This window comes from Pseudokineococcus basanitobsidens (assembly GCF_037482545.1).
Lineage (GTDB): Bacteria > Actinomycetota > Actinomycetes > Actinomycetales > Quadrisphaeraceae > Pseudokineococcus > Pseudokineococcus basanitobsidens.
The window spans coordinates 13,132-34,430 of the sequence record NZ_JBBIAA010000024.1; the positions used below are offsets into that span (position 1 = coordinate 13,132).

Sequence of the window (21,299 nt, forward strand, 5' to 3'; positions counted from 1 at the left end):
GGCGCGGGAGCGGCCGGGCGCGGGTTTCTCCCGTGGCGAACGGCCGCGGCGCCGATGGGGGAACGGAGCGGCCGTGGTGCACTGTTGGACCTCCCGAGACCACGGGACCGCTCGTGGAGACTCCTGCGCCACCGAGAGCACCTGGGAAGGACGCCGTGAACGCCACCCTGGCCCCTGAGAACCTCACCGCCGCCGACCGCTGCGACCGCTGCGGCGCCCAGGCCTACCTCCTGGTCACGCTCCCGTCCGGCGGCGAGCTGTACTTCTGCAACCACCACGGCCGCGAGCACGAGGAGAGCCTGCGCGAGTCGGGCGCCGACATCGTCGACGAGTCCTCGCGGCTCGCCGGCTCCTGACGCACCGACCCGTGACCGGGCGGCCCCTGCTCCCGGCTGCCGCACCCCGGCCGTCGTCCCCGCGTGGGACGGCGGCCGTCGTGCGTCCGGGCCGTCCCGGCGGGGGCGCGCGGCGCGGGCGGCGCCGTGGGTGAGCTGCTCGACGGCTTCGCCGGGACGGTCACCGTGCTCGCCGGCGCCGGCGTCGTCGTCGGGGTGGTCGGCACGGTCGTGCCGGTCCTGCCCGGCGGCCTGCTCGTCGCCGCGTCCGTCCTGGTCTGGGCGCTCGTCACCGGGGGCGCCGCGTGGTGGGTCCTCGTCGGCGTCGTCGTCGTGCTCGCCGCGGGCCAGCTGCTCGAGTACCTCACCGCGGGGGTCTCGCTCAAGCGCGCCGGTGTGCCCAACCGGTCCCTGGTCGTCGCGGGGCTCGTGGGCGTCGTCGGCTTCTTCGTCGTCCCGGTCCTGGGCCTCGTGCTCGGCTTCCTCGGCGGCCTCTACCTCGCCGAACGGCACCGCCAGCCCGACGCCGCCGCCGCGTGGGCGAGCACGAAGACCGGCCTGCGCGCCGCCGGCGTCGCGCTGCTCATCGAGCTGGCCGCCGTCCTCGTCTGCGCGACGCTGTGGTTCACCGCCGTGCTGTGGTGGCTGCCGTGAGCGGCGACGACGTGGTCCCCTCGCCCGGGCCCGGGCCGGACGCGGGGCCCACCCACGCCGCGCTCCTGGCGGCCCGGGCGCTGGTCGTGCACGACCTCGCCGCCCGCGGCCTCGACGCCGCTCCCGTCGTCGACCTCGTGGACGCCCGCGTGCGCGAGCGCCGCTGGTGGCTGGACGCGTGGCCCGAGGGCGCCGAGCACGTCGCCGGCCAGGTGGCCCAGGACGTGCAGGAGGCCCTCCTCGACGAGCTCGGCACGCGCTGGCCCCTGTGCCCGCTGCCGCACGAGGACGCACCCCCGTCCGGCCGGGAGCCGCACGCGCTGCACGTCCTGCCGGACCTCGGCCCCGACCCCCACTGGGTCTGCGAGGAGAGCGGCGACGCGCTGGCGCCGCTGGGGGCGCTGCCCCGCTGACGTCGGGAACCCCCCGGGACGCAGGACGGCCCCAGACCCTCGTCGAGGGTCCGGGGCCGTCCTGCGCGACCGGTGGTCGGATCAGTCCAGGTAGTCCCGCAGCACCTGGCTGCGCGACGGGTGGCGCAGCTTGGACATGGTCTTGGACTCGATCTGGCGGATCCGCTCGCGGGTGACGCCGTAGACCTTGCCGATCTCGTCCAGCGTCTTCGGCTGCCCGTCGGTGAGGCCGAAGCGCATGGACACCACGCCCGCCTCGCGCTCGGACAGCGTGTCGAGCACCGAGTGCAGCTGCTCCTGCAGGAGCGTGAAGGACACCGCGTCCGCGGGGACGACGGCCTCGGAGTCCTCGATGAGGTCCCCGAACTCGCTGTCGCCGTCCTCACCCAGGGGGGTCGACAGCGAGATGGGCTCGCGACCGTACTTCTGGACCTCGACGACCTTCTCGGGCGTCATGTCCAGCTCCTTGGCGAGCTCCTCCGGGGTGGGCTCGCGACCCAGGTCCTGGAGCATCTGCCGCTGGACGCGGGCCAGCTTGTTGATGACCTCGACCATGTGGACCGGGATGCGGATGGTCCGCGCCTGGTCGGCCATGGCGCGCGTGATGGCCTGGCGGATCCACCACGTCGCGTACGTCGAGAACTTGTAGCCCTTGGTGTAGTCGAACTTCTCGACCGCGCGGATGAGCCCGAGGTTGCCCTCCTGGATGAGGTCCAGGAACAGCATCCCGCGGCCCGTGTACCGCTTGGCGAGGGAGACGACGAGGCGCAGGTTCGCCTCGAGCAGGTGGTTCTTGGCGCGGCGCCCGTCGTGCGCGATCCACTGCAGCTCGCGGTGGTAGCGGGCGTCGGTGACCTCGCCGGAGGTCATCCGCTCCTCGGCGAACAGGCCGGCCTCGATGCGCTTGGCGAGCTCGACCTCCTGCTCGGCGTTGAGGAGGGCGACCTTGCCGATCTGCTTGAGGTAGTCCTTGACCGGGTCGGCCGTCGCGCCGGCGGTGACGACCTGGACCGCCGGGGCGTCCTCGTCGTCGTCGTCGCGCAGGACGAAGGAGTCGCCCTTGCCCTCGGGCTGGTTCTTGGCGTCCGCCTCGTCGGTCTCGCGGACGGTGGGACGGGCTGCGGCGTCCTCGTCGGCCAGCGTGTCGGCGACGTCGGGGGCGACGACCTCGGTGGGACCGGTCGCGGCCGCCTTGGCGCGGGACGCGGGGGCGCTCTTCGCGCCGTCCTTCGCCGCCCCGTCCTTCGCCGCCCCGTCCTTGCCGGCGTCCTTCGCCCCGCCGGCCGTGCTCTTCGCCCGCGTGGAGGTCGAGCGGGTCGAGGTGGTCTTCGCCGCCGTCTTGCGGGTCGTCGCGCTCTTCGTCGCCTTCTTCGGCGCCGGGCGGGCGGGCGGCTCGTCCGTCGCGGGCGCCTCGTCGTCCGTGGCGACCGCGGCCGTGGCCGCGGCGCGGGTGCGGGTCGCGGCGGCGGTGCGCTTCGCGCGGGCGGCCACCGGCTGCGGGTCGTCGACCACCACCGTGACGGAGGCCTCGTCGAGGGCCCGCAGGACCGACTTCATGCGGGACATGGGCACGTCGGCGCTCTCGCACGCGCTGCGCAGGCTCGTCGCGGTGACGCTGCCGGAGGACCGTCCGGAGGCGAGGAGCTCCTGGAGCTGCGGGTGGGCGAACTCCGCGGGGAGCTGCTGGGAGGAGGTGCTGGTGGGGCTGGGGACCGACGACACGGACTGCCTTCCGTCGAGGTGGACGAGCAGGGGCGGGGCCGGCGCGCCGCGAGGACGTCCGACCGACGGCGCGAGCCGCCCGGGGTGGTGCGGTGCGGACCTCCGGCCCCGGGTGCTCCCGGTGCTCCTGAGGCCCTGCTGGCTCTCACCGGTCAACGAGCGGCTGCCGCGGTTCATGCCCCGTGCCGGGCGATGTTTTCGGGCATGACGAGACCGGTGGTTCGCAAGCCCCATGGTCGCACAGCGGCCGCGGTGGTCGGGGAGGTGGTCGCCCGCCCTCACGGACCGGGCGACGGGTCAGGCCGGGGGCTTGACCGCCAGGACGGGGCAGGGCGCGTCGAAGAGGATGCGCTGCGCCCCGGAGCCGAGGATCAGCTTCCCGACGGGCGTGCGGCGGCGCAGGCCGATGACGACCAGGCTGGCGCCGGCCTGGGTGGCGACCGCGATGAGGTCCTCCGAGGGCTCCGAGCCGGGCGAGAGCGTGCGCAGCTCGTAGGGCGGTGCGTCGTCCCCGGAGCCGAGGGCAGATTCGACCTGCGGCCGGAGCTCGTCGAGGGCGCGGGCGCTGGTGCCCTCCGGGTCCGGGTCGTCCGGGTCCGCGCGCCGGTTGTCGACGACGACGACGCGCGCGGCACGGCGGGAGGCCTCGGCCAGGCCCGCCGCGAGGGCCGCCCTGCCCTCCCGCGTCGGCACGTACCCGACGACCACGGTCATGAGGCCTCCTCGGTGCGGGTCCCCCGGCCGGCCGCCGCGGTCGCGCCGCGGACGCTACCCGACACCGCCCTCCCGACCGGTCCCCTCCGACGGGTGGATTCGGGGCGAGCACGCGCGCGCGGGACGGGCGGCGCCCTCGACCGGCTGCGTAGCGTGCCCGACGTGGACCACCGGCGTGGACGACCGGCGGGGACGACCGGCGACGGCGCGGGGGGCACGGGTGGGTGACGGGGACGGGTGGGTCGTCTCGGCCTCCGGCGAGCGCCGCTGGGGCCGCTTCGGGGCCGCCGGCCTCCTGCTCGTCGACGGGGGCGCCCGCCGGCGGGCGTCGGGGCACGCCGGGGGTCGCGCCGTCCTGCTGCAGCTGCGGGCGGGGTGGACGCACCTCGGCGGCACCTGGGGCGTCCCCGGGGGCGCCCTCGACAGCCACGAGGACGCCGTCGCCGGCGCGCTGCGCGAGGCGCACGAGGAGACGGGGCTGGACCCCGCCGCCGTGGAGGTGCTCGACGAGCGCGTGACGGCCGACCTCGGGACGTGGCGCTACACGGTCGTGCTGGCACGGCTGCGCGCCGACGCCCCGGTGCAGCGCCCGCACGCGGCGACCGCGGAGTCCGACGAGGTGCGCTGGGTCGCCCTGGCGCACGTGGCCGACCTGCCGCTGCACCCGGGCCTGGCGACGACGTGGCCGGGGCTCAGGCGGTGGGCGGAGGCCGACCTGCCGCCCTGAGCCACCCCGCGCCGCCCGGCCTCGCACGTCACAGGCGCGGCCGGCCCCCGGTGCGTCCGGGGCCACCGGGCCGCCCCAGCAGGTCCCGCACGAGCGCGCCCACGGCGTCCACCTCGACGAGGAACCCGTCGTGCCCGGCCTGCGAGGTGATGACGTGCACGGGGCCGGCGCCCGGCAGGTCGTCGGCGAGCGCCTCGCCGGCGGCGACCGGGTACAGACGGTCGGAGCTGACGGCGGCGACGAGCGGCGTCGCCGTGACCCGGGACAGGGCACGGGCGCGCCCACCACGCCCGCGACCGACGTCGTGGCCGTTCATCGCGCGCGTCAGGACGACGTAGCTGCCCGCGTCGAAGCGCCGGACGAGCTTGTCGGCGTGGTGGTCGAGGTAGGACTCGACGGCGTAGCGCCCGCCCCGGGCGGGGTCCTCGCCCTCCTGCGCCCGGCGGCCGAAGCGCGCGTCGACCTCCTGCGCGCTGCGGTAGGTCGTGTGGGCGATGCGGCGCGCCACCCCGAGCCCGTGGTGGGGGCCCGTGCCGGCCGGGGCGCCGTGGTAGTCGCCGCCCGCGTACCCGGGGTCCCCCTCGATCGCGGCGAGCTGGGCCGCGGCCCAGGCGATCTGGTCCGCGCTCGCCTCCGCGCACGCCGCGAGGACGAGGACGCGCCGCACCCGGTCGGGGGCGCCGACGGCCCACTCCAGCGCGCGCATGCCGCCCATCGAGCCGCCCACGACGAGGGCGAAGGACCCGACGCCGAGCGCGTCGGCGAGCGCCTCCTCGGCCGCGACCTGGTCGCGGACCGTGACGGCCGGGAAGCGGCTGCCCCAGGGCCGTCCGTCCGGCGACGGCGAGGCCGGGCCCGTCGTGCCGCGGCACCCCCCGAGGGCGTTCGGCGCGAGGACGCACCACCGGTCGGTGTCCAGCGGCAGACCGGGACCCACGAGGCCCTCCCACCACCCGGGCGTCGGGTGGCCCTCCCCCTGGGGACCCACGACGTGGCTGTCCCCGGTGAGCGCGTGGCAGACGAGGACGACGTTGCCGCCGTCCTCGTCCGGCACCCCCCAGCTCTCGTAGGTCATCTCGACGTCGGGCAGCACCCGGCCCGACTCCAGGCGGAGGTCCCCCACCGCGACCGACCGACGGTCGCCGACGGGCTCCCCCGGGAACCAGGCACCGCTCGCCGGCGGTGGGCCCGCGGACGGAAGCGGGGCCGCGGACGGAGGCGGGGCCGCGGACGGAGGCGGGGACGTGGACGGGGCCGTGGCCGCGGACGGAGGCGGGCACGGAGCCGAGCCGGCGCGCGAGGTCCGGACCGCCGCGGCGGGCGAGGAGGTGACGGCCACGGCGGCCTCCGGTCGTGAGGGGCCGTGCGTCGCCGGCCCGCGCTTGCCCGCCGCGGACCGGCGGGCCCGGTCATCACCCGGGGCACCCCACCGCGGAGGAGGGTTGCCGCCCAGCGAGCCGGGGCTCCGCGCTGGGACTCATGACCTGCCCTCGACGCTACCCGGCGCGGCGCGACGCCCTCAAGCCGCCTCGGGCGCCACGACCGTCGGCGCCCCACCACCGGTCGTGCGCGACCCGTCAGCCCCGGGACGCCTCCGCGTCGAGGACGCGCCGGGCCCGCACCCAGGCCGGCGCCGCACCGGCGTCGACGAGGTCGAGCACGAGGCGCGCCATCGGGCAGGCCCGGCGGACCTGCAGCGCCCGCTCGGCGCAGACGACGGCACGGGCGCCGTCCCCGCACCACCAGGCCGACCACGCGAGCGCACCCAGCGCGTCGGCCCCGTCGGCGCCCGGCAGGTGGCGAACGACGGCCGCCAGGACGGCCACGACCGGGTCGAGGACCTCGTGCACCGGCTCGCGCGCCCCCTCGGGCGCGCCGACCACGCCTTCCAGGAGCGCCTCGGCCCGCTCGTCAGGGCCCGTGAGGGCCATCTGCTCCGGCAGGTCGCCGGCACCCTCGAGGCAGGAGACGAGGACCGCGTCGCGCACCCAGGGGTCGCGCAGGCTCGCGCCCAGCCGCCCGAGCAGCACCGGGTCGTGCCGCTCCTCCCGCACGCCCGAGGTGCTCCCGGCGGCAGCGGCCGCGGCGAGCCGCTCGACCTCGGCGGCCCGGCGGAAGGCGGCGACCGCCTCGCCGCGCACCCGCGCGGCCCGTGCCGCGTCCTGGGAGCAGCGCAGCAGCCGGCGGCGTTCCGCGGCCGCTCCGCGGCGGGCGTCCGCGCACGCGGCCGTCGGCGCGGCGGCGACGTCCCGCACCAGCTCCGCGCGGGAGCCGAGCGGCGAGGACCCGCGCGAGACCATCTCCGCCGCCACGACGCTGGAGTCCAGCGCCGCGAGCGGGACGCCGTCCGCGGGGCAGCAGCGCTCGTCGCGGCAGCCGAGCGACCGGTAGCGGCTCCCGTCCACCCACCAGGCGTCCATCAGCGGCACCCCCGCCGACGCGCACGCCGGCCCGAGGAGCGCCTCGACGAGGCCGGGCAGGCCCGCCTCCCGCGGGTCGACGGCGGCGAGGGGGTCCGGCTCCGGCGCCGGCTCGTAGACGACGGCCACGACGGCCGACGCGCCGTCCTGCCGCACCAGCGCGACGAGCCGGTCGAGGACGGCCCCGACCTCCTCGACGAGGTCGCCGTCCACGCACCGCCGGGCGAGGGCCCGTCGCCGCTGCACCGTGAGGTCGGGCAGGTCGGCGCGCACGACCAGCCCGACGCGGCGGCGCCCGCCGCGCAGGCTCACGAGGACGAGGCTCCGCTCGGGGCGGAAGCCAAGCTGGTGCGGGACGAGGGCGAGGAGGTCACGCGGGTCCTGCACGCGCAGGACCACCTCGGGCGGCTGCGTGCAGGGGCCGCCGGACGGTCGGCCGACCGGCGGGACCGGCCCCGTCGACGACGGGGTCGGGCCGGGGCGCCGGGCCCGCCCGCCCCGGCTCGGTCGGCGGCGGGAGGAGGGCTGCGGAGACGTCGTCATGCGCCGGAGGGTGGCCCCGGGACGCGGGGTCCCGCAGCGGTCGTCCACAGGCCCCGCGCCGCCGGCCTCTCCGGGAGCGGCCCTCCCGGGAGCGGCCCGTCCGGGGCGGTCCGGGGGGAGGAGTCCTGCGCGGGACCCGGGGGCAGGCTCCGTCACGGCGCCCGGCGGACGCCCGACGGCGACGTCGGCGCGGCGTCAGACGACGACGTGGCCCTCGACCGTCTCGCCGCGGGGGGCGCGGGCGGACGGGCCGCTCGCGGTGGCGCCGCCGCGCTCGGGGCCGTCAGCAGCCGTGGAGGACTCCCAGCGCAGGAAGGCGCTGGTCTCGTCGAGCACGGCGCCGGCCAGCCAGGCGAGCACCAGGGCGTCGTCCGCGAAGCCGGCCAGCAGGAGCACGGCCTCGGGCACGAGGTCGACGGGCGACACCACGTAGACGACGGCCAGCGCCATGAGCCCGAGCTTGCGCGCGGTCGTGCCGGGGTAGCGCCCGCGCAGCGTGGCGACGACGAGGCGCGGCAGCGCGGAGAGCTGGTCCGGCAGGCCCGGGTCACCCGCCCGGCGCGAGCGCCAGAAGGCGGCGGCGAGGGCGCGGAAGGCGCCGGCGGAGTGCGTGGATGCGGTCACGGGGGTCCTCCTGGGGGCCTCGGGCGGGTCTCCAGGGTAGGCGGCCCGCCGCCCGTCGAGCCCGCCCCGGCTGCCCCGGCCACGGCGGCCGGGACGCGCACGTGCGCTCAGCGCCGCGCGAGCCCGCCGAGCCCGCCGGCCGGGAAGTCCTCCTGCGCCCGACGGCCGATCCCGCGCATGAGCCACGCGTCGGCGCCGGCGCCGACGACGCCGCCGGCCACCGGCACGAAGCGGCCCAGCCGGCCCAGGGTCCGCGCGCCCATCTGGCCGAGCAGACGGAAGCCGACGCCCTTGTTGACGGCCATGCGCGCCGGCGCCGGCAGACCGCGCAGCAGGGTCCGCGACAGCAGGCCCCCGCCGGCACCGGCGACCGGCAGCGAGCTCCCGGCCCCGACGAGGCTGTCCAGGACGGCGGCGCGGACGCCGGCGTCCTGCAGGTCGTACCCGCGCAGGTGGGCGGTCCCGGCGGCGAGGCGGGTCCCCAGGGCGTAGAAGCCGACGACGTTCGCGGGCAGCGCGACGGGCAGCGTGACGAGCCCGCCGAGGCCGGTGACGAAGCCCTCCACGCCGGCGAGGCGCAGGTGGGAGCGCGCGAGCCGGCGGACGGCGTCCTCGACGTCGCCGTCCGCGGAGCGCAGCGCGGCGTCGGCCACCTCGTGCGCGGCGTCCAGCGGGCCGACGCCGCGGATGCCGAGGTCGACGAGGCGGTGGACGAGCCCGGACGCCGCCTTCTCCCGGTCGTCGGCCTCGGGTGCGGTCTCGCGGTCTGGCATGGGTCCTCCGGTACGGGCGCGGGTGGTGCCGCGGTCGGCGGCGCGGTGGGCGGCTCCCCGGCCGCCCGGCGCCCCGGGATGTCGGGGGGCGCCCCCATGATGGCCGCGTGCTGCTCTCCGTGCTCGCCGCCTCGCTCGAGGAGGTCGCCGCCACGTCGTCGCGCCGCGCGAAGGCGGAGGTCGTCGCGGGGGTGCTGCGCGCGGCGGCCTCCGGCGGGGCCGACGAGCGAGAGGTCGTCGTCCGCTACCTGGAGGGCGAGCTGCGGCAGCGGCGCACGGGCCTGGGGTGGCGCTCCCTCGCGGACCCGCCGTCCCCCGCGACGGAGCCCGTGCTCGAGGTCCTCGACGTGGACACCGCGATGGCCTCGGCGGCCGTGCAGTCCGGGACCGGCGCCGACGGGCGCCGCCGCCGGCTGCTGCAGGACGTGCTCGCCGCGGCCACGGCCCCCGAGCAGCGCCTCGTCGCCGGCCTCGTCTCGGGCGAGCTGCGCCAGGGCGCCCAGCGCGGCGTGCTCGTCGAGGGGCTGGCGCTGGCCGCCGGGGTCCCCGCCGCCGCCGTGCGCCGGGCGCTGACCCTCTCCGGGGACGTCGCCGAGGTGGCCGCCACCGCGCTGGGCGCGGCCGACCCGGACGCGGCGCGCAGCGCCCTCGCGGCCGTCGCCCTTCGCCTCGGACGCCCCGTCTCCCCCATGCTCGCGGCGTCGGCGCCCTCGCTGGCGGCTGCCCTGGAGCGCACCGGGACGGCACTCGTGGAGTGGAAGCTCGACGGCGTGCGGGTCCAGGTGCACCGCGACGAGCAGGGGGTCCGGGTCTGGACCCGCACCCTCGAGGAGGTCACCGCGCGCCTGCCCGAGGTCGTCGCCGCGGTGGCGGCCCTGCCCGCGCGCACCCTCGTCCTCGACGGCGAGGTGCTGGCGCTGCGCCGCCGGGGCCCGGACGACGAGGGGACGGAGGCCTCGACCGGGGACGCGGGCGGCGGGTCCGAGGTCGGGACCGAGGCCGGGACCGGGGCCGGGGCGGCGCCGTGGCGGGCACGGCGACCCGCGCCGTTCCAGCAGACGTCCTCGCGGGTGGCCACGCGTCGACCCGGCGACCCCGGTGGGCCGGCCGCCGCGGGCGCCGACGGCACCGGGTCCCCCGACCCGCTGCAGCTCGTGCTGTTCGACGTCCTGCACCGGGACGGCGAGGACCTGCTCGACGCGCCGCAGCTCCGCCGGCGCGAGGTGCTGCTCGACCTCGCGCCGGACCTCGCGGTCCCCGGCGTGGCGGGCTCCGCCGAGGACCCGGCGGCGGCCGCGGCGCTCTCCGCCGCGGCGCTGGCGCTCGGGCACGAGGGCGTCGTCGTCAAGGCGGCGCAGGCTCCGTACGCGGCCGGACGGCGCGGCGCCGCGTGGGTCAAGGTCAAGCCGCGCCTGACGCTCGACCTCGTCGTCCTCGCCGTCGAGCACGGCTCCGGGCGCCGGCGGGGCACGCTGTCGAACCTGTGGCTCGGCGCCCGCGACCCGCACGGCAGGTTCGGTCCCGAGGGCGGCTTCGTCATGCTCGGCAAGACGTTCAAGGGTCTGACCGACACCATGCTCGCCTGGCAGACCGAGCGCCTGCGCGCCCTCGCCGTCGCCGACGAGGGCGGGGTCGTGCGCGTGCGGCCCGAGCTCGTCGTCGAGATCGCCCTCGACGGGGTGCAGACCTCGCCCCGCTACCCCGCCGGCCTCGCCCTGCGCTTCGCGCGCGTGCTCGCGCACCGGCCCGACAAGCCCGCGGCGGAGGCGGACGTCGTCGAGGAGCTCGAGCGCCTGCACGCGGCCGCCGCCGGCCCGGCGTGAACGACGGCCCCAGGGACAGCGGTGCCGGCACCGGCGCCGGTGCCGCCGCGCGCGAGGACGGGCGCGGCGCACCGCCACCGGCGGCCGACGACCTGCTCGCCGTCGTGCGCGGCCCCTCGGGCCTGGGGCTCGCCGACGCCCGCCGAGCCTGGGCCGTCCCGGCCCGCGGGCCGGTCGAGGCCTCCGCCGTGCTCGCCGCGCTCGAGCGCGATCGCTCGCCCCGCTGGGTGCTGTGGTCCTCCCGGGAGCTGCTGGTCCCCCTCCTGCGGGTGGCGCCCGACCTGCGCCTCGCGCGGGCCTGGGACCTCGTCGCCGTCCACCGCCTGCTCGCGGGCGGCGCCGAGGACGCCCCGTCGACCGTGCACGCCGACGCCGCCGGGCTCGACCCGCGGGGGGCTCCCGCCGCGGGCCAGCTGGACCTCGCCGGTGACGGGGCCACCGACGTGCCGGAGGAGGACGACGGGCCGCTGCGCGCGGACGGCCACGTGCGGGGCGACTGGGCCGACGGCGGCTGGTCGGACACCCCGCGGCGGGCGGCCCGGTGGGCGGCGCTAGCGCTCGCCACGGCGGGGCGCCAGCACGCGCAGCTGACCGCGGGCGCCGGGGCGGGGTCCGCCGGTGCTCTCCAGACGGCCCGGTCGGAGTCCGCCGCCGCCCTGCTCGCCGTCGAGCTGGGCGCGGGCGGGCTGCCCTTCGACGTCGCCGCGGCGCGCGAGGTCGTCGACCGTCTCGTCGGCCCGCCGCCGCGGGACGAGCGCGAGGCGGCGGCCCGCCGCGCCGACCGGGACGCCCCGGTCCTCGCGCTGCTGGGCGACCCGGGGGTGGACCTCCGCAGCCCGCACCAGGTGCGGGCGGCGCTGGAGGAGCTCGGCCTGGACCTGCCTGACACGCGCTCGTGGCGGCTGGAGCAGATGGCGGCCGAGCCCGGCGCGCCCGCGGTGCTGGCCGCGCTGCTGGCCTGGCGGCAGCGGGAGCGCTTCGCCGTCGCCTCCGGGCACCGGTGGCTCGAGGAGCACGTCGCCGGCGGGCGGCTGCGCGCGTCCTGGTCGGCCAGCGACGGGGGCGCCGGTCGGATGACCGCCTCCGGCGGCGTCCACAGCCTCCCGCGCGAGCTGCGCGGCGCCGTCCGCGCCGAACCGGGGCACCTGCTCGTGCGGGCCGACCTCGGGCAGGTGGAGCCGCGGGTCCTCGCCGTCGTCTCCGGCGACGCGGGCCTGGCGCGCGCCGCGGAGGCCGACGACCTCTACTCCCCCGTCGCCGCCCGCCTCGGCGTCGCCCGGGAGGTCGCGAAGGTCGCCGTGCTCGCCGCGATGTACGGCCAGACCAGCGGCGCCGCCGGCGAGGCGCTCGCCGCCATGGAGCGCGCCTACCCGGTGGCGACGGGCTTCCTCGTGGACGCGGCGCGCCGCGGCGCCGCGGGCGAGGACGTCCGCACCGCCGGGGGGCGCCGCGTCCGGGGCCGCGCGGTCGACGACGTGCCCGTCGAGGCCGGGACCGTCGCGCTGGACCGGCACCGCCAGGCGCTGGCCGCCCGGGGCCGCTACACGCGCAACGCCGTCGTCCAGGGGTCGGCGGCGGAGCTGTTCAAGGCGTGGGCCGCCACCGTGCGCGCCCGCCTGCTGGCGGGCGAGGACGGGGAGGTCGTCCTGTGCCTGCACGACGAGCTCCTGCTCCACGTCCGTGCCGGCGCGGCCGAGCGGGTCGCGCGCGAGCTCGTGGCCGACCTCGGCGCCGCGTCCTCCCGCTGGTGCCGGGCGGTAGGCGGACCACCGGTGCGCTTCACCGCCGACGTCGCGGTCGTCGAGCGGTGGTCCCAGGCGAAGGGCTGAGCCGTCACCCGTGCCCGGCGTCCGGGGCCGGCCCGGGGTCGGCGTCCGGGGTCGGCGTCCGGGACCGGCGAGGCGTCGGGCCCGGGGTCAGGCGCGGCGCTGGTCGAAGGCCGGCCAGGGCGCGTCCGCGGGGCGCAGCGTGGCCCACCCGCGGGCGCGGGCGGCGGAGGCGGCGAGGAGCGCGACGACGGCCGTGGGGTTGTGCAGGCGCCCGGCGAGCACGGCGTCGACGGCCTCGTCGAGCGGGACCCAGCGCAGCACCATGTCGGCCTCCTCGTGCTCGCGGGCGAAGCGCTCGCCCTCGGGCACGGGGGCGAGGTCGCGGGCCAGGTACACGCGCAGCGCCTCGTCCGAGCCGCCGGGCGTGCTGTACCACTCGGCGAGCACGTCGTAGCGGCCGGCGACGAGGTCGGCCTCCTCCCGCAGCTCCCGGGCGGCGGCGTCCTGCGGCGCCTCCCCCGGCTCGTCGAGCAGGCCCGCGGGCACCTCCCACAGCTCGTGCCGCACGGGGTGGCGGTACTGGCGCAGCAGCAGCACCCGCTCGTCCTCGTCGAGCGCGAGGATGCCGACCGCACCCGGGTGCACGACCTTGTCGCGCCGCACCGGCTCGTCGCCGCCGAGGTCGACGCGCTCGCTCGCGACGTCCCAGACGGCGCCGTCGAAGACGACCTCCGAGGAGCGCACGGGCCGTGGGGCGAGGACGTCGGCCAGGGGCCCGGCCGCCTCGTCCCGCTCGTCGGCGCTCACGCGAGCACCTCGTCGACCTCGACGAGCCGCTCCTCGCGCTGGCGGGCCACGGCCGCCTCGACGAGACCGGCGAACAGCGGGTGCGCGCGCGTCGGGCGCGACCGGAACTCGGGGTGCGCCTGCGTGCCCACGTAGTACGGGTGCACCTCGCGGGGGAGCTCGACGAACTCCACGAGCGCCCGGTCCGGCGACTGCCCGGACACGACGAGGCCGGACGCCTCGAGCTGCTCGCGGTAGGCGTTGCTCACCTCGTAGCGGTGCCGGTGGCGCTCGTGCACGAGCTCGCTGCCGTAGGTCTGCGCCACGACCGAGCCGGGCGTCAGCGCCGCCGGGTAGAGCCCGAGGCGCATGGTGCCCCCGAGGTCGCCCGCCCCCTCGACGAAGGCCTTCTGCTCCTCCATCGTGGCGACGACGGGGTGCGGCGTGGAGGGGTCGAACTCAGAGCTGGAGGCGCCCTCGAGCCCCGCGAGCGAGCGGGCGGCCTCGATGACCATGCACTGCAGCCCGAGGCACAGGCCGAGCGTGGGGACGCGGTGCTCCCGGGCCCACGTCAGCGCGCCGAGCTTGCCCTCGATGCCGCGGACGCCGAAGCCGCCGGGCACGCAGACGGCGTCGACGCCGGAGAGGGCGCGGCGGGCGCCGTCGGGGCTCGCGCACTCGTCCGAGGCGACCCACTGGAGGACGACGCGGGCGTCGGCGGCGAAGCCCCCGGCGCGCAGGGCCTCGGTGACGGACAGGTAGGCGTCGGGCAGGTCGACGTACTTGCCGACGAGCGCGACCCGGACGGTGTGCCGCGGGGCGTGCACCCGCTGCAGGAGCCGGTCCCACTCGCTCCAGTCGACGTCCCGGAACGGCAGCCCGAGCCGCTGGACGATGTAGGCGTCGAGCCCCTCGGCGTGCAGCACCTTGGGGATGTCGTAGATGGACGGCGCGTCGACGGCGTTGGCGACGGCGGCCTCGTCGACGTCGCAGCTGCTGGCGATCTTGCGCTTGATGCCCTCGGGGATCGGTCGGTCCGAGCGGCAGACGACGGCGTCGGGCTGGATCCCGATGTTGCGCAGCGCGGCCACCGAGTGCTGCGTGGGCTTGGTCTTCAGCTCCCCGCTCGGCCCGATGTAGGGCACGAGCGAGACGTGGACGAAGAAGACGTCGTCGCGGCCGACGTCGCGGCGCACCTGCCGGGCGGCCTCGAGGAAGGGGAGGGACTCGATGTCACCGACCGTGCCGCCGACCTCGGTGATGATGACGTCGGGCGCCGGCTCGCCGTCCGGCCCGGGCTGGGCCTTGGCGCGCATCCGCGCCTTGATCTCGTCGGTGATGTGCGGGATCACCTGCACGGTGTCGCCGAGGTACTCCCCGCGCCGCTCCTTGGCGATGACCTCGGAGTAGACCTGGCCGGTCGTGATGTTGGCCGCCGCGTCGAGGTCGACGTCGAGGAAGCGCTCGTAGTGGCCGATGTCGAGGTCGGTCTCCGCCCCGTCGTCGGTGACGAAGACCTCGCCGTGCTGGAACGGGTTCATCGTCCCGGGGTCGACGTTGAGGTAGGGGTCCAGCTTCTGCATGGACACCCGCAGGCCGCGGGCCCGCAGGAGGTGCCCGAGGCTGGAGGCCGTCAGCCCCTTCCCCAGGGACGAGGCCACCCCACCGGTGACGAAGATGTGCCGCGTGCCGCTGCCGAGCGCGCCGCCTGACCGGGAGAGACCGCGATCTGCCACGGGGTTCGACGGTATCAGCGCCCCGCGGCCGCCGGTGCCCACGACGCCGCCCGGAGGTCAGGTCCGGGCCGGTCCACGGTCGCGCACGAGGCGGGCGTAGCGGTCGACCCACCCCCGCAGGACGTCGGCGGGTCCGGGCAGCGCGGCGAAGGCCTCCCGGGCGGCGCGGCCGGCGGCCTCGCGGGCGCCGGGGTCGTCCACCAGCCGGGCGACGGCCGCCGCGAGCGCGCGGTCGTCGCCCACCGGCACGAGGGCGCCGACGCCCTCGAGCAGGTCCGGCAGCCCGCCCGTGCGGGTGGCGACGACGGGCAGGCCGGCGGCCATCGCCTCCTGCACGGCGAGGGACCTCGCCTCCCAGGTGCTGGACAGCGCGAAGACGTCCGCCCGGGCGAGCAGGGCCGGCACGTCGTCGCGGGCGCCCAGCAGCCGCACCGGCGCGCCCAGGTCGGCCACCAGGCGCCGCACGCGCCGCTCGACGTCGGGGTCGCCGTCGCCGACGACGCACCACAGCAGGGGCGCGGCCGACGCCTGCCCCGCGCGGGCGGCGGCGCGCACGAGCGTCGGCAGGTCCTTCTGCTCGGCGAGGCGGCTGACCGTGAGCACGACGGCGGTGCCGGGCGGCACGTCCTCCAGCGCGGGCGGCGGCGGCGCGGGGACGGGCCCGCCGCGCTCGTGCCCGCCTCGGGAGGCGCGGTCGGGGACGGCGACGGGCGTCAGCTCGGGCGACCGGGTACCGAGCGCCCGCGCCCGCGCCACGAGGTCGCCCGAGGCGCCGGTCACCAGGTCCGCGCGGTGGGCCTGCACGCGCTCGGCCAGGCCCCGCAGCGACCGCCCGACCCCGTCGGGCCCGAGCACCGCGTTGTGCCAGGTGACGACGAGCGCCGGCCCGCGCCGACCGCTCCCGGGGGCGCCGCGCAGCAGGAGCGCCACCAGCAGCCCGGCCTGGTGGCCGTGGGCGTGCACGACGTCGGCGCCCAGGAGCAGCGCACGCAGCCGGCGCAGGCGCCGCAGCGCGGGCACCGGGTGCCGGGGCGACGGCCACAGCTCGTGCACCGGCGCCGCGGCGACGAGGCCGAGCCGGCGCCAGCGGGCGGCCGTCACCCCGCTCGTCGCGACGGCCGCCTCGACACCGGCCTCGCCCAGCCCGTCCGCGAGCCCGGCGACGTGGCCGGCGACGCCGCCCGTGGCGTGACCGGTGACCAGGACGACCCTCATCCCCGCTCCTCCCCCGGCCGCCCGCGCTCCCGCGGCGCGGCCTCCTGCTGCGTCCCGTCGGCACCGGACCCGACGTCACCGGACCCGTCGACACGGGCCCCGTCGGCACCGGGCCCGTCGGCGGCCGTCCCCGTGCCGGTCGGGCCCGGCGGGGCGCCGCGGCGGCGGAGCCGGTCGAGGACGGCCGCCCCCGCACGGCGGTCGAGCACGAGCACGACCGCCGCGACGACGGCGGCGGCGACCGCGGCGCCCGCGGCCCCCGCCGCGACGACGCCCACCGCGGCGGACGCCCCCGCCCCCGCACCGGCCCCCGCGTCGGCCCCCGCGTCGGCGGGCCCGAGGAGGGCGACGACGACGACCCTCCCGGCGACCGCGCCGAGCAGCGCGGCCGACGACGCGGCGGCGGCCGTCCGGCCGACGCCCGCGAGCGCGGAGGGCCCCGCCGCGCGCCCCAGCGCCCGCAGCAGCAGCAGCGCGGCGACGACCATGCCGGCGCTCGTGCCGCCGGCCATGGCCACCACCCGGTCCTGCCCGGGCAGCGCCGCGGCCAGCACGACCTGGGCCACGACGACGACGAGCCACCCCGTCACGGTCGCCGAGGCGGCGGCCCGGCCGCGCTCGAGCGCGTACAGGGCCCGCCCGACGTGCGCGACGAGCGCCAGCCCGAGCAGCGAGGGGGCGACGGCCGTCACCGCCGCGGACACTGCGCCGTAGGCGGTCGACCCGCTCGGGCCCGCCGCGTCGAGCAGGACGTACAGCGAGCGGACCGCCGGCGCGGCTGCCGCCAGCACCGCCGCGCCGAGGAGGGCCACGAGCACGACCGCCCGCGTGGACAGCGCAGCCGTCCGGGCGTAGCCCGCCCCGTCCCCGCGGGCGGCCAGCTCCGCGAGGCGGGGGAAGGCGCTCGTGGCCAGCGGCACGGCGAGGACGGCGTAGGGCAGCAGCGCGACGGGCTGCACGACCTGCACGAAGACGCTGAACGACCCGGGTGCCGGGTCCCCGAGCCTCCCCCCGAGCACCAGGGCGGTGAGGACGGCGGCCTGCTGGGCCAGCAGCGCGAGCAGTCCCGCCGCCGCGAGCCCGCGCGCCCGCCGCAGGACGCCGGGCGGGAACCGCAGGCTCGGCCGGGGTCGCACCCCGCCGGCCAGGACGGGGAGCAGGAGCGGCAGCGTGAGCACGACGACGCCGAGCGTCGTGCCGCCCGCGAGCACCGCGACGGCGGCACCTGGCGCGTCGCCGCCCGCCGTCCCGCCCGCGACGGCGGCGTAGCCCAGGTAGGTCCCGACGACCACGAGGCTGGAGGCCAGCGGGGCCACCGCGGGCCAGGCGAAGCGCCGCTGCGCCTGCAGCGTGCCCGTGAGCACGACCCCGAGGCCGTAGAGGACGACCTGCGGGGCGAAGACGACGAGCATGAGCGCGACGAGGGCACGCTGGTCGGCGGCGTCGGCGCCCGGGCGCAGCAGCGCGGCCAGCGGGCCCGCGAGCAGCGCGACGGCCACCGCGGCCGGCACCAGGAGGAGCAGGGCCCAGCCGACGAGCGCCCCGACGACGCGGTCGACGTGCCCGCGCTCGCCCCGGGCGAGCGGTCCCGCGAGCAGCGGCACGACCGCGCCGGCCAGGGCCCCCCCGGCGACGACCTCGAAGAGGACGTTGGGGACGGTGTTCGCGGCGTTGTACGCCTCGCCGACGGCGCTGGTGTTCCCGACGGTGGCCGTGAACACGAGTCCGCGCGCGAAGCCGACGAGGCGCGCGAGCGCCGTGAGGACGGCGATGAGCGCGGCCGCGCCGAGCAGGCCGCGGCCGAGCGACCTCACGGACCGGCGGGGCGCTGCACCGAGGGGCCCACGCGCCCGGCGGACGGCGGGGCCGGGGGTCGGCGCCCCAGCCGGTCGAGCGCCGCGAGGACGGGCGTCCCCTCGATGACGCGGGTGAAGCTGACGCGCTCCGAGGCGGCGGTCAGCGCGAGCACCGCGGCGAGGACGCCGCCGCGGGCGGTGCGCGAGCGCGTCCGCGTCAGCAGGGCCGCCCCCAGCAGCGCCCCCGCGGCGTTGGCGCCGCAGTCGCCGAGCATCCCCCGCTCGCGCAGGTCCGGCAGCAGCAGGACCGCGGCGGACCCGGCGCCGGCGGCGGCGAGCGGGCCCGCGGGTCGCGATCCCGGGACGCCGGCGCCGCCCACGAGGTGCCCGAGCAGGAGCACCGCCTTGAGCGCCCGGCCCGGCCGCAGGTCGAGGAGGTTCACGAGGTTCGCCGTCCCGGCGACCAGCGCCCCCGCCACGAGGCGGTCGGCGGCGCGAGCGGGCGCCGGGGACGCGGCGCCGCGACGCGGGCCGTCGACGAGCGCCGCCCCGGCGAGCGAGGCGGCGCCGATGCCGAGCACCTTGAGCCCGCCCGTCGTCAGCCGTCCGCGCGCGAGGGCCCCGAGGTGGCCCCGCAGCCCCTTCGCGTCGGCGGAGCCCACCAGGTCGTCGACGGCGCCGAGCGCGGCGGCCGCCCCCGTGACGAGGGCCGCGCCGGCGCGGGCACGCGGCGGCAGCGGCGCCACCGCGACACCGGCGAGGGAGCCGAGGGCGAGGGCGGGCCCCTCCAGGAGGGTGAGGGGGGTACCCCGGTGGTTGGTGCGCTCCCAGCGCGCCCCGGCCGGACGGCGCCGCAGGAGCTGCGCACCGCCCCAGCCGAGCGCGGCCGCGGTGGCGGCGACGGCCGCGGGCCGGGCGCGGCTGCTCACCCGTCCTCCTGGCCCGGCTCGTCGTCCGGCGGCTCGGCCGCCGCCGTCGAGCCCTGGGGCAGCGGCGGCAGGACGCCACCGTCCCCGGACCGCGCGCCGTACTGGCCGGCTCCGCCCTCCACCTGCTCGCGCAGGGCGAGGACGACGCCGACAGCACCCGCCGCGGTCCCGGCGTCGTCGACGCCGCTGACGGTGGCGGCGAGGTCGTCGCCGCGCAGGGCCGCGAGCAGGCCCGTGCCGGGCGCGGCACCCTCCGGGCTGGTCAGCACGACGGCGCCGGCGGTGTCGGCGAGCGCCGAGAGGAGGCCGAGGTCGGCGTCCGCCACGGTCGCCGCGCCGTCGGCGCTCGCCGTGACGGCGACCGACCCCCCGCCCGGGGCCACGACCAGGGCGCTGCCGGCCCGCAGGGAGGGGTCCCCCCGCAGCGCCACGAGGTCCGCGGCCACGAGCGCGTCGAGCACCTGCGTGCCCGTGGCCGAGGCCGTCCCGACGAGGGCGGCGTCCGGCGTCGTCACGGAGCCGGCCAGCGCCGCGGCCAGGGCGGTGGAGATCTCGGGGTCCTCCCCGGCGACGGGGGCGAGCGCCAGCTCCGGCAGCGACGCGACGACCCGCCGGCGCGCGTCGGCGCCGTCGGGGTCGGTCCACGCCTGCTGCACCGCGACGACGCCCGTGACGTCGCCGCCGGCGTCCTCGAGGTCGTCCGCGAGCTCCCCGGCGAGGTCGGCGTCCGCGCCGGGCAGGGTGAGGACCACCGTCCTGGTACCCGTGAGCGCGCCGTCGACGGCGGCGGGGGCGAGCGCCTCGATGGTCGCGTCGCGCCCCTCGACCTCGGAGGTGAGCGAGGTCACCTGGTCCTGCAGCTGGACCCGGTCGTCGCGCAGCAGGTCCACCTGGCTGCTGAGCGTGTCGCCGATCGAGTCCCGCAGCGGGCCGGCGCCGAGGACCACGCCGATGGCGAGGGCGATGAAGACGCTCACCAGCGAGACGAGGTGGTAGCGGAAGTCGATCACCGGAGGGCTCCTGCGGGCGCGGCGGGGCGGGGGGCGGGGGGCGGCGGGGACCCCGTCGGGCCGGCGCTCACCCGGCCCACGCCCGCAGCGGGGCGAGGAGGCCGTCGAGCTGGGCCAGCACGAGGACGAGCACCGTCTGGCCGGCGGACGTCGCGAGCAGGGCCACGAGGAGGGCCAGCAGGCCCGCGACCAGCAGGGCGGCCACCTGGGCGGTGGTGATGCGCTGGCGGTAGAGCCGGGAGACGCCCTTCGCGTCGACGAGCTTGCCGCCCACCCGCAGCCGGGTGAGGAACGTGCTGGCCATGCCCGCGCGGCCCTTGTCGAGGAACTCCACGAGGGTGGCGTGCGTGCCGACGGCGACGATGAGCTCGGCGCCGCGGTCGTCGGCGAGCATCATCGCGACGTCCTCGCTCGTGCCCGTGGCGGGGAAGACGACGGGGTCGACCCCGAGCGCCCGCACGCGCTCCAGGCCCGGCGCACGGCCGTCGCGGTAGGCGTGCACGACGACCTCCGCGCCGCTGGTCAGGGCGGCGTCGGAGACCGAGTCCATGTCGCCGACGACCATGTCGAGCCGGTGGCCGGCCTCCAGGACGGCGTCGGCGCCGCCGTCGACGCCGACGAGCACGGGTCGGTACTCGCGGATGTAGGGCCGCAGCGTCGCGAGGTCCTCGCGGTAGTGGTAGCCGCGGACGACGACGAGCGCCTGCCGGCCGGTGAAGGACGTCCGCACGTCGGGGATGCCGACCCCGTCGAAGAGCAGGTCCCGCTCGCGGAGCATGTACTCCATCGTGTTGGCCGCGAAGGACTCCAGCTGGGTGGACAGGCCCGCCCGCGCGGCCTCCATGGCGGCGGCGACGCTCTCGGCGCTCTGCCGGGTGCCCGTCGCCACGACGCGCTCCCCGCCGTCGGCGTCGAGCAGGAGCAGCCGGTCGCCCTCGACCCGCACCCGCTGCCCCTCGGAGAGCTCGTCGAGCACGCGCGCGCCCACGCCGTCCAGGAGGACGACGCCCGCCTCGAGGAGGATCTGCGGACCCAGGTTCGGGTAGCGCCCCGAGGTGCTGGCCGCGGCGTTGACGACCGCGGAGGGACGGGCCGCCACGAGGGCGTCGGCGGCGACGCGGTCGACGTCCTCGTGGTCGACGAGGGCGACGTCCCCGGGCTGCAGCCGCTTGGTGAGGTCCTTCGTGCGACGGTCGACGCGCAGGACCCCGCCCGCACCGGCGGGGGCCCCGGAGGTGCCGGGTCGGCGGCGCAGCACTCGTCTCATCGCCGTGGATGGTCCCACGTCGGGCACCACGACCGGCGGCGCA

General features: G+C 78.8%; 19 protein-coding genes and 1 riboswitch. Of the genes, 6 read left to right on the forward strand and 13 right to left on the reverse strand.

Annotated elements, in window-relative coordinates; translation table 11 throughout:
- The first annotated feature begins 155 nt into the window (after positions 1 to 155).
- The 3 genes from WDZ17_RS14440 to WDZ17_RS14450 all read left to right on the forward strand — a co-directional run bounded on the left by WDZ17_RS14440 (position 156) and on the right by WDZ17_RS14450 (position 1,402).
- Positions 156 to 356 carry a DUF7455 domain-containing protein gene (locus tag WDZ17_RS14440; RefSeq protein WP_339575874.1) on the forward strand — a complete coding sequence of 67 codons (201 nt, stop codon included), beginning with the start codon at positions 156 to 158 and terminating at the stop codon, positions 354 to 356.
- A 126-nt stretch (positions 357 to 482) separates the two neighbouring features.
- Entirely contained in the window at positions 483 to 989 is a 507-nt protein-coding gene (locus WDZ17_RS14445; protein WP_339575875.1) for a DUF456 family protein, read from the forward strand.
- The gene (locus tag WDZ17_RS14450) at positions 986 to 1,402 is read left to right on the forward strand and encodes a DUF8819 family protein (RefSeq protein WP_339575876.1); all 417 of its coding nucleotides are present in this window, start codon (positions 986 to 988) and stop codon (positions 1,400 to 1,402) included. The genes WDZ17_RS14445 and WDZ17_RS14450 overlap by 4 nt, the downstream gene beginning before the upstream one ends.
- An 81-nt stretch (positions 1,403 to 1,483) precedes the next feature.
- On the opposite strand, the gene WDZ17_RS14455 is transcribed toward WDZ17_RS14450, so the two are convergent.
- Complete coding sequence (locus WDZ17_RS14455; RefSeq protein WP_339575877.1) at positions 1,484 to 3,124, reverse strand: RNA polymerase sigma factor; 1,641 nt, start codon at positions 3,122 to 3,124, stop codon at positions 1,484 to 1,486.
- A gap of 297 nt (positions 3,125 to 3,421) precedes the next feature.
- Positions 3,422 to 3,838 carry a universal stress protein gene (locus tag WDZ17_RS14460; RefSeq protein ID WP_339575878.1) on the reverse strand — a complete coding sequence of 139 codons (417 nt, stop codon included), beginning with the start codon at positions 3,836 to 3,838 and terminating at the stop codon, positions 3,422 to 3,424.
- Between the two features lie 220 nt (positions 3,839 to 4,058).
- On the opposite strand from WDZ17_RS14460, the gene WDZ17_RS14465 reads away from it, so the two are divergent.
- On the forward strand, positions 4,059 to 4,565 hold the full coding sequence (locus WDZ17_RS14465) for an NUDIX domain-containing protein (protein ID WP_339575879.1): 507 nt from the start codon (positions 4,059 to 4,061) through the stop codon (positions 4,563 to 4,565).
- Positions 4,566 to 4,593: 28 nt separating this feature from the next.
- Here WDZ17_RS14465 and metX read toward each other — a convergent pair whose 3' ends face one another.
- From metX to WDZ17_RS14485, 4 genes are all read right to left on the reverse strand, one after another.
- Positions 4,594 to 5,904, reverse strand: coding sequence for a homoserine O-acetyltransferase MetX (metX, locus tag WDZ17_RS14470; RefSeq protein ID WP_339575880.1), 1,311 nt, complete (start codon positions 5,902 to 5,904; stop codon positions 4,594 to 4,596).
- Positions 5,905 to 5,938: 34 nt separating this feature from the next.
- Positions 5,939 to 6,050: riboswitch (SAM riboswitch) on the reverse strand.
- Positions 6,051 to 6,142: 92 nt separating this feature from the next.
- Positions 6,143 to 7,372, reverse strand: coding sequence for a DUF4192 domain-containing protein (locus tag WDZ17_RS14475; protein ID WP_339575881.1), 1,230 nt, complete (start codon positions 7,370 to 7,372; stop codon positions 6,143 to 6,145).
- 351 nt (positions 7,373 to 7,723) lie between these two features.
- On the reverse strand, positions 7,724 to 8,152 hold the full coding sequence (locus tag WDZ17_RS14480; protein ID WP_339575882.1) for a YkvA family protein: 429 nt from the start codon (positions 8,150 to 8,152) through the stop codon (positions 7,724 to 7,726).
- A gap of 107 nt (positions 8,153 to 8,259) precedes the next feature.
- On the reverse strand, positions 8,260 to 8,925 hold the full coding sequence (locus tag WDZ17_RS14485) for a hypothetical protein (RefSeq protein WP_339575883.1): 666 nt from the start codon (positions 8,923 to 8,925) through the stop codon (positions 8,260 to 8,262).
- Between the two features lie 107 nt (positions 8,926 to 9,032).
- Between WDZ17_RS14485 and WDZ17_RS14490 the strand changes: the two genes are divergently transcribed.
- Together WDZ17_RS14490 and WDZ17_RS14495 are read left to right on the forward strand one after the other, a co-directional pair.
- Positions 9,033 to 10,748, forward strand: coding sequence for an ATP-dependent DNA ligase (locus WDZ17_RS14490; RefSeq protein ID WP_339575884.1), 1,716 nt, complete (start codon positions 9,033 to 9,035; stop codon positions 10,746 to 10,748).
- Positions 10,745 to 12,577: a DNA polymerase gene (locus tag WDZ17_RS14495; RefSeq protein ID WP_339575885.1), complete on the forward strand. Its 1,833-nt coding sequence runs from the start codon at positions 10,745 to 10,747 to the stop codon at positions 12,575 to 12,577. The genes WDZ17_RS14490 and WDZ17_RS14495 overlap by 4 nt, the downstream gene beginning before the upstream one ends.
- An 87-nt stretch (positions 12,578 to 12,664) precedes the next feature.
- On the opposite strand, the gene WDZ17_RS14500 is transcribed toward WDZ17_RS14495, so the two are convergent.
- The 7 genes from WDZ17_RS14500 to steA all read right to left on the reverse strand — a co-directional run bounded on the left by WDZ17_RS14500 (position 12,665) and on the right by steA (position 21,256).
- On the reverse strand, positions 12,665 to 13,324 hold the full coding sequence (locus WDZ17_RS14500) for an NUDIX domain-containing protein (RefSeq protein ID WP_339575886.1): 660 nt from the start codon (positions 13,322 to 13,324) through the stop codon (positions 12,665 to 12,667).
- On the reverse strand, positions 13,321 to 15,057 hold the full coding sequence (pyrG, locus tag WDZ17_RS14505; protein WP_422631996.1) for a CTP synthase: 1,737 nt from the start codon (positions 15,055 to 15,057) through the stop codon (positions 13,321 to 13,323). Before pyrG ends, WDZ17_RS14500 begins: the two co-directional genes overlap by 4 nt.
- A 39-nt stretch (positions 15,058 to 15,096) precedes the next feature.
- Complete coding sequence (locus tag WDZ17_RS14510) at positions 15,097 to 16,254, reverse strand: glycosyltransferase family 4 protein (protein ID WP_339575888.1); 1,158 nt, start codon at positions 16,252 to 16,254, stop codon at positions 15,097 to 15,099.
- Complete coding sequence (locus WDZ17_RS14515; RefSeq protein ID WP_339575889.1) at positions 16,251 to 18,068, reverse strand: lipid II flippase MurJ; 1,818 nt, start codon at positions 18,066 to 18,068, stop codon at positions 16,251 to 16,253. The genes WDZ17_RS14510 and WDZ17_RS14515 overlap by 4 nt, the downstream gene beginning before the upstream one ends.
- Entirely contained in the window at positions 18,065 to 18,979 is a 915-nt protein-coding gene (locus tag WDZ17_RS14520) for a hypothetical protein (protein ID WP_339575890.1), read from the reverse strand. Before WDZ17_RS14520 ends, WDZ17_RS14515 begins: the two co-directional genes overlap by 4 nt.
- Positions 18,976 to 19,989 (reverse strand): copper transporter, encoded by a 1,014-nt coding sequence (locus WDZ17_RS14525; protein WP_339575891.1) that lies wholly within the window; start codon positions 19,987 to 19,989, stop codon positions 18,976 to 18,978. Before WDZ17_RS14525 ends, WDZ17_RS14520 begins: the two co-directional genes overlap by 4 nt.
- Before the next feature lie 67 nt (positions 19,990 to 20,056).
- The gene (gene steA, locus WDZ17_RS14530; protein ID WP_339575892.1) at positions 20,057 to 21,256 is read right to left on the reverse strand and encodes a putative cytokinetic ring protein SteA; all 1,200 of its coding nucleotides are present in this window, start codon (positions 21,254 to 21,256) and stop codon (positions 20,057 to 20,059) included.
- Positions 21,257 to 21,299 lie beyond the last annotated feature (43 nt).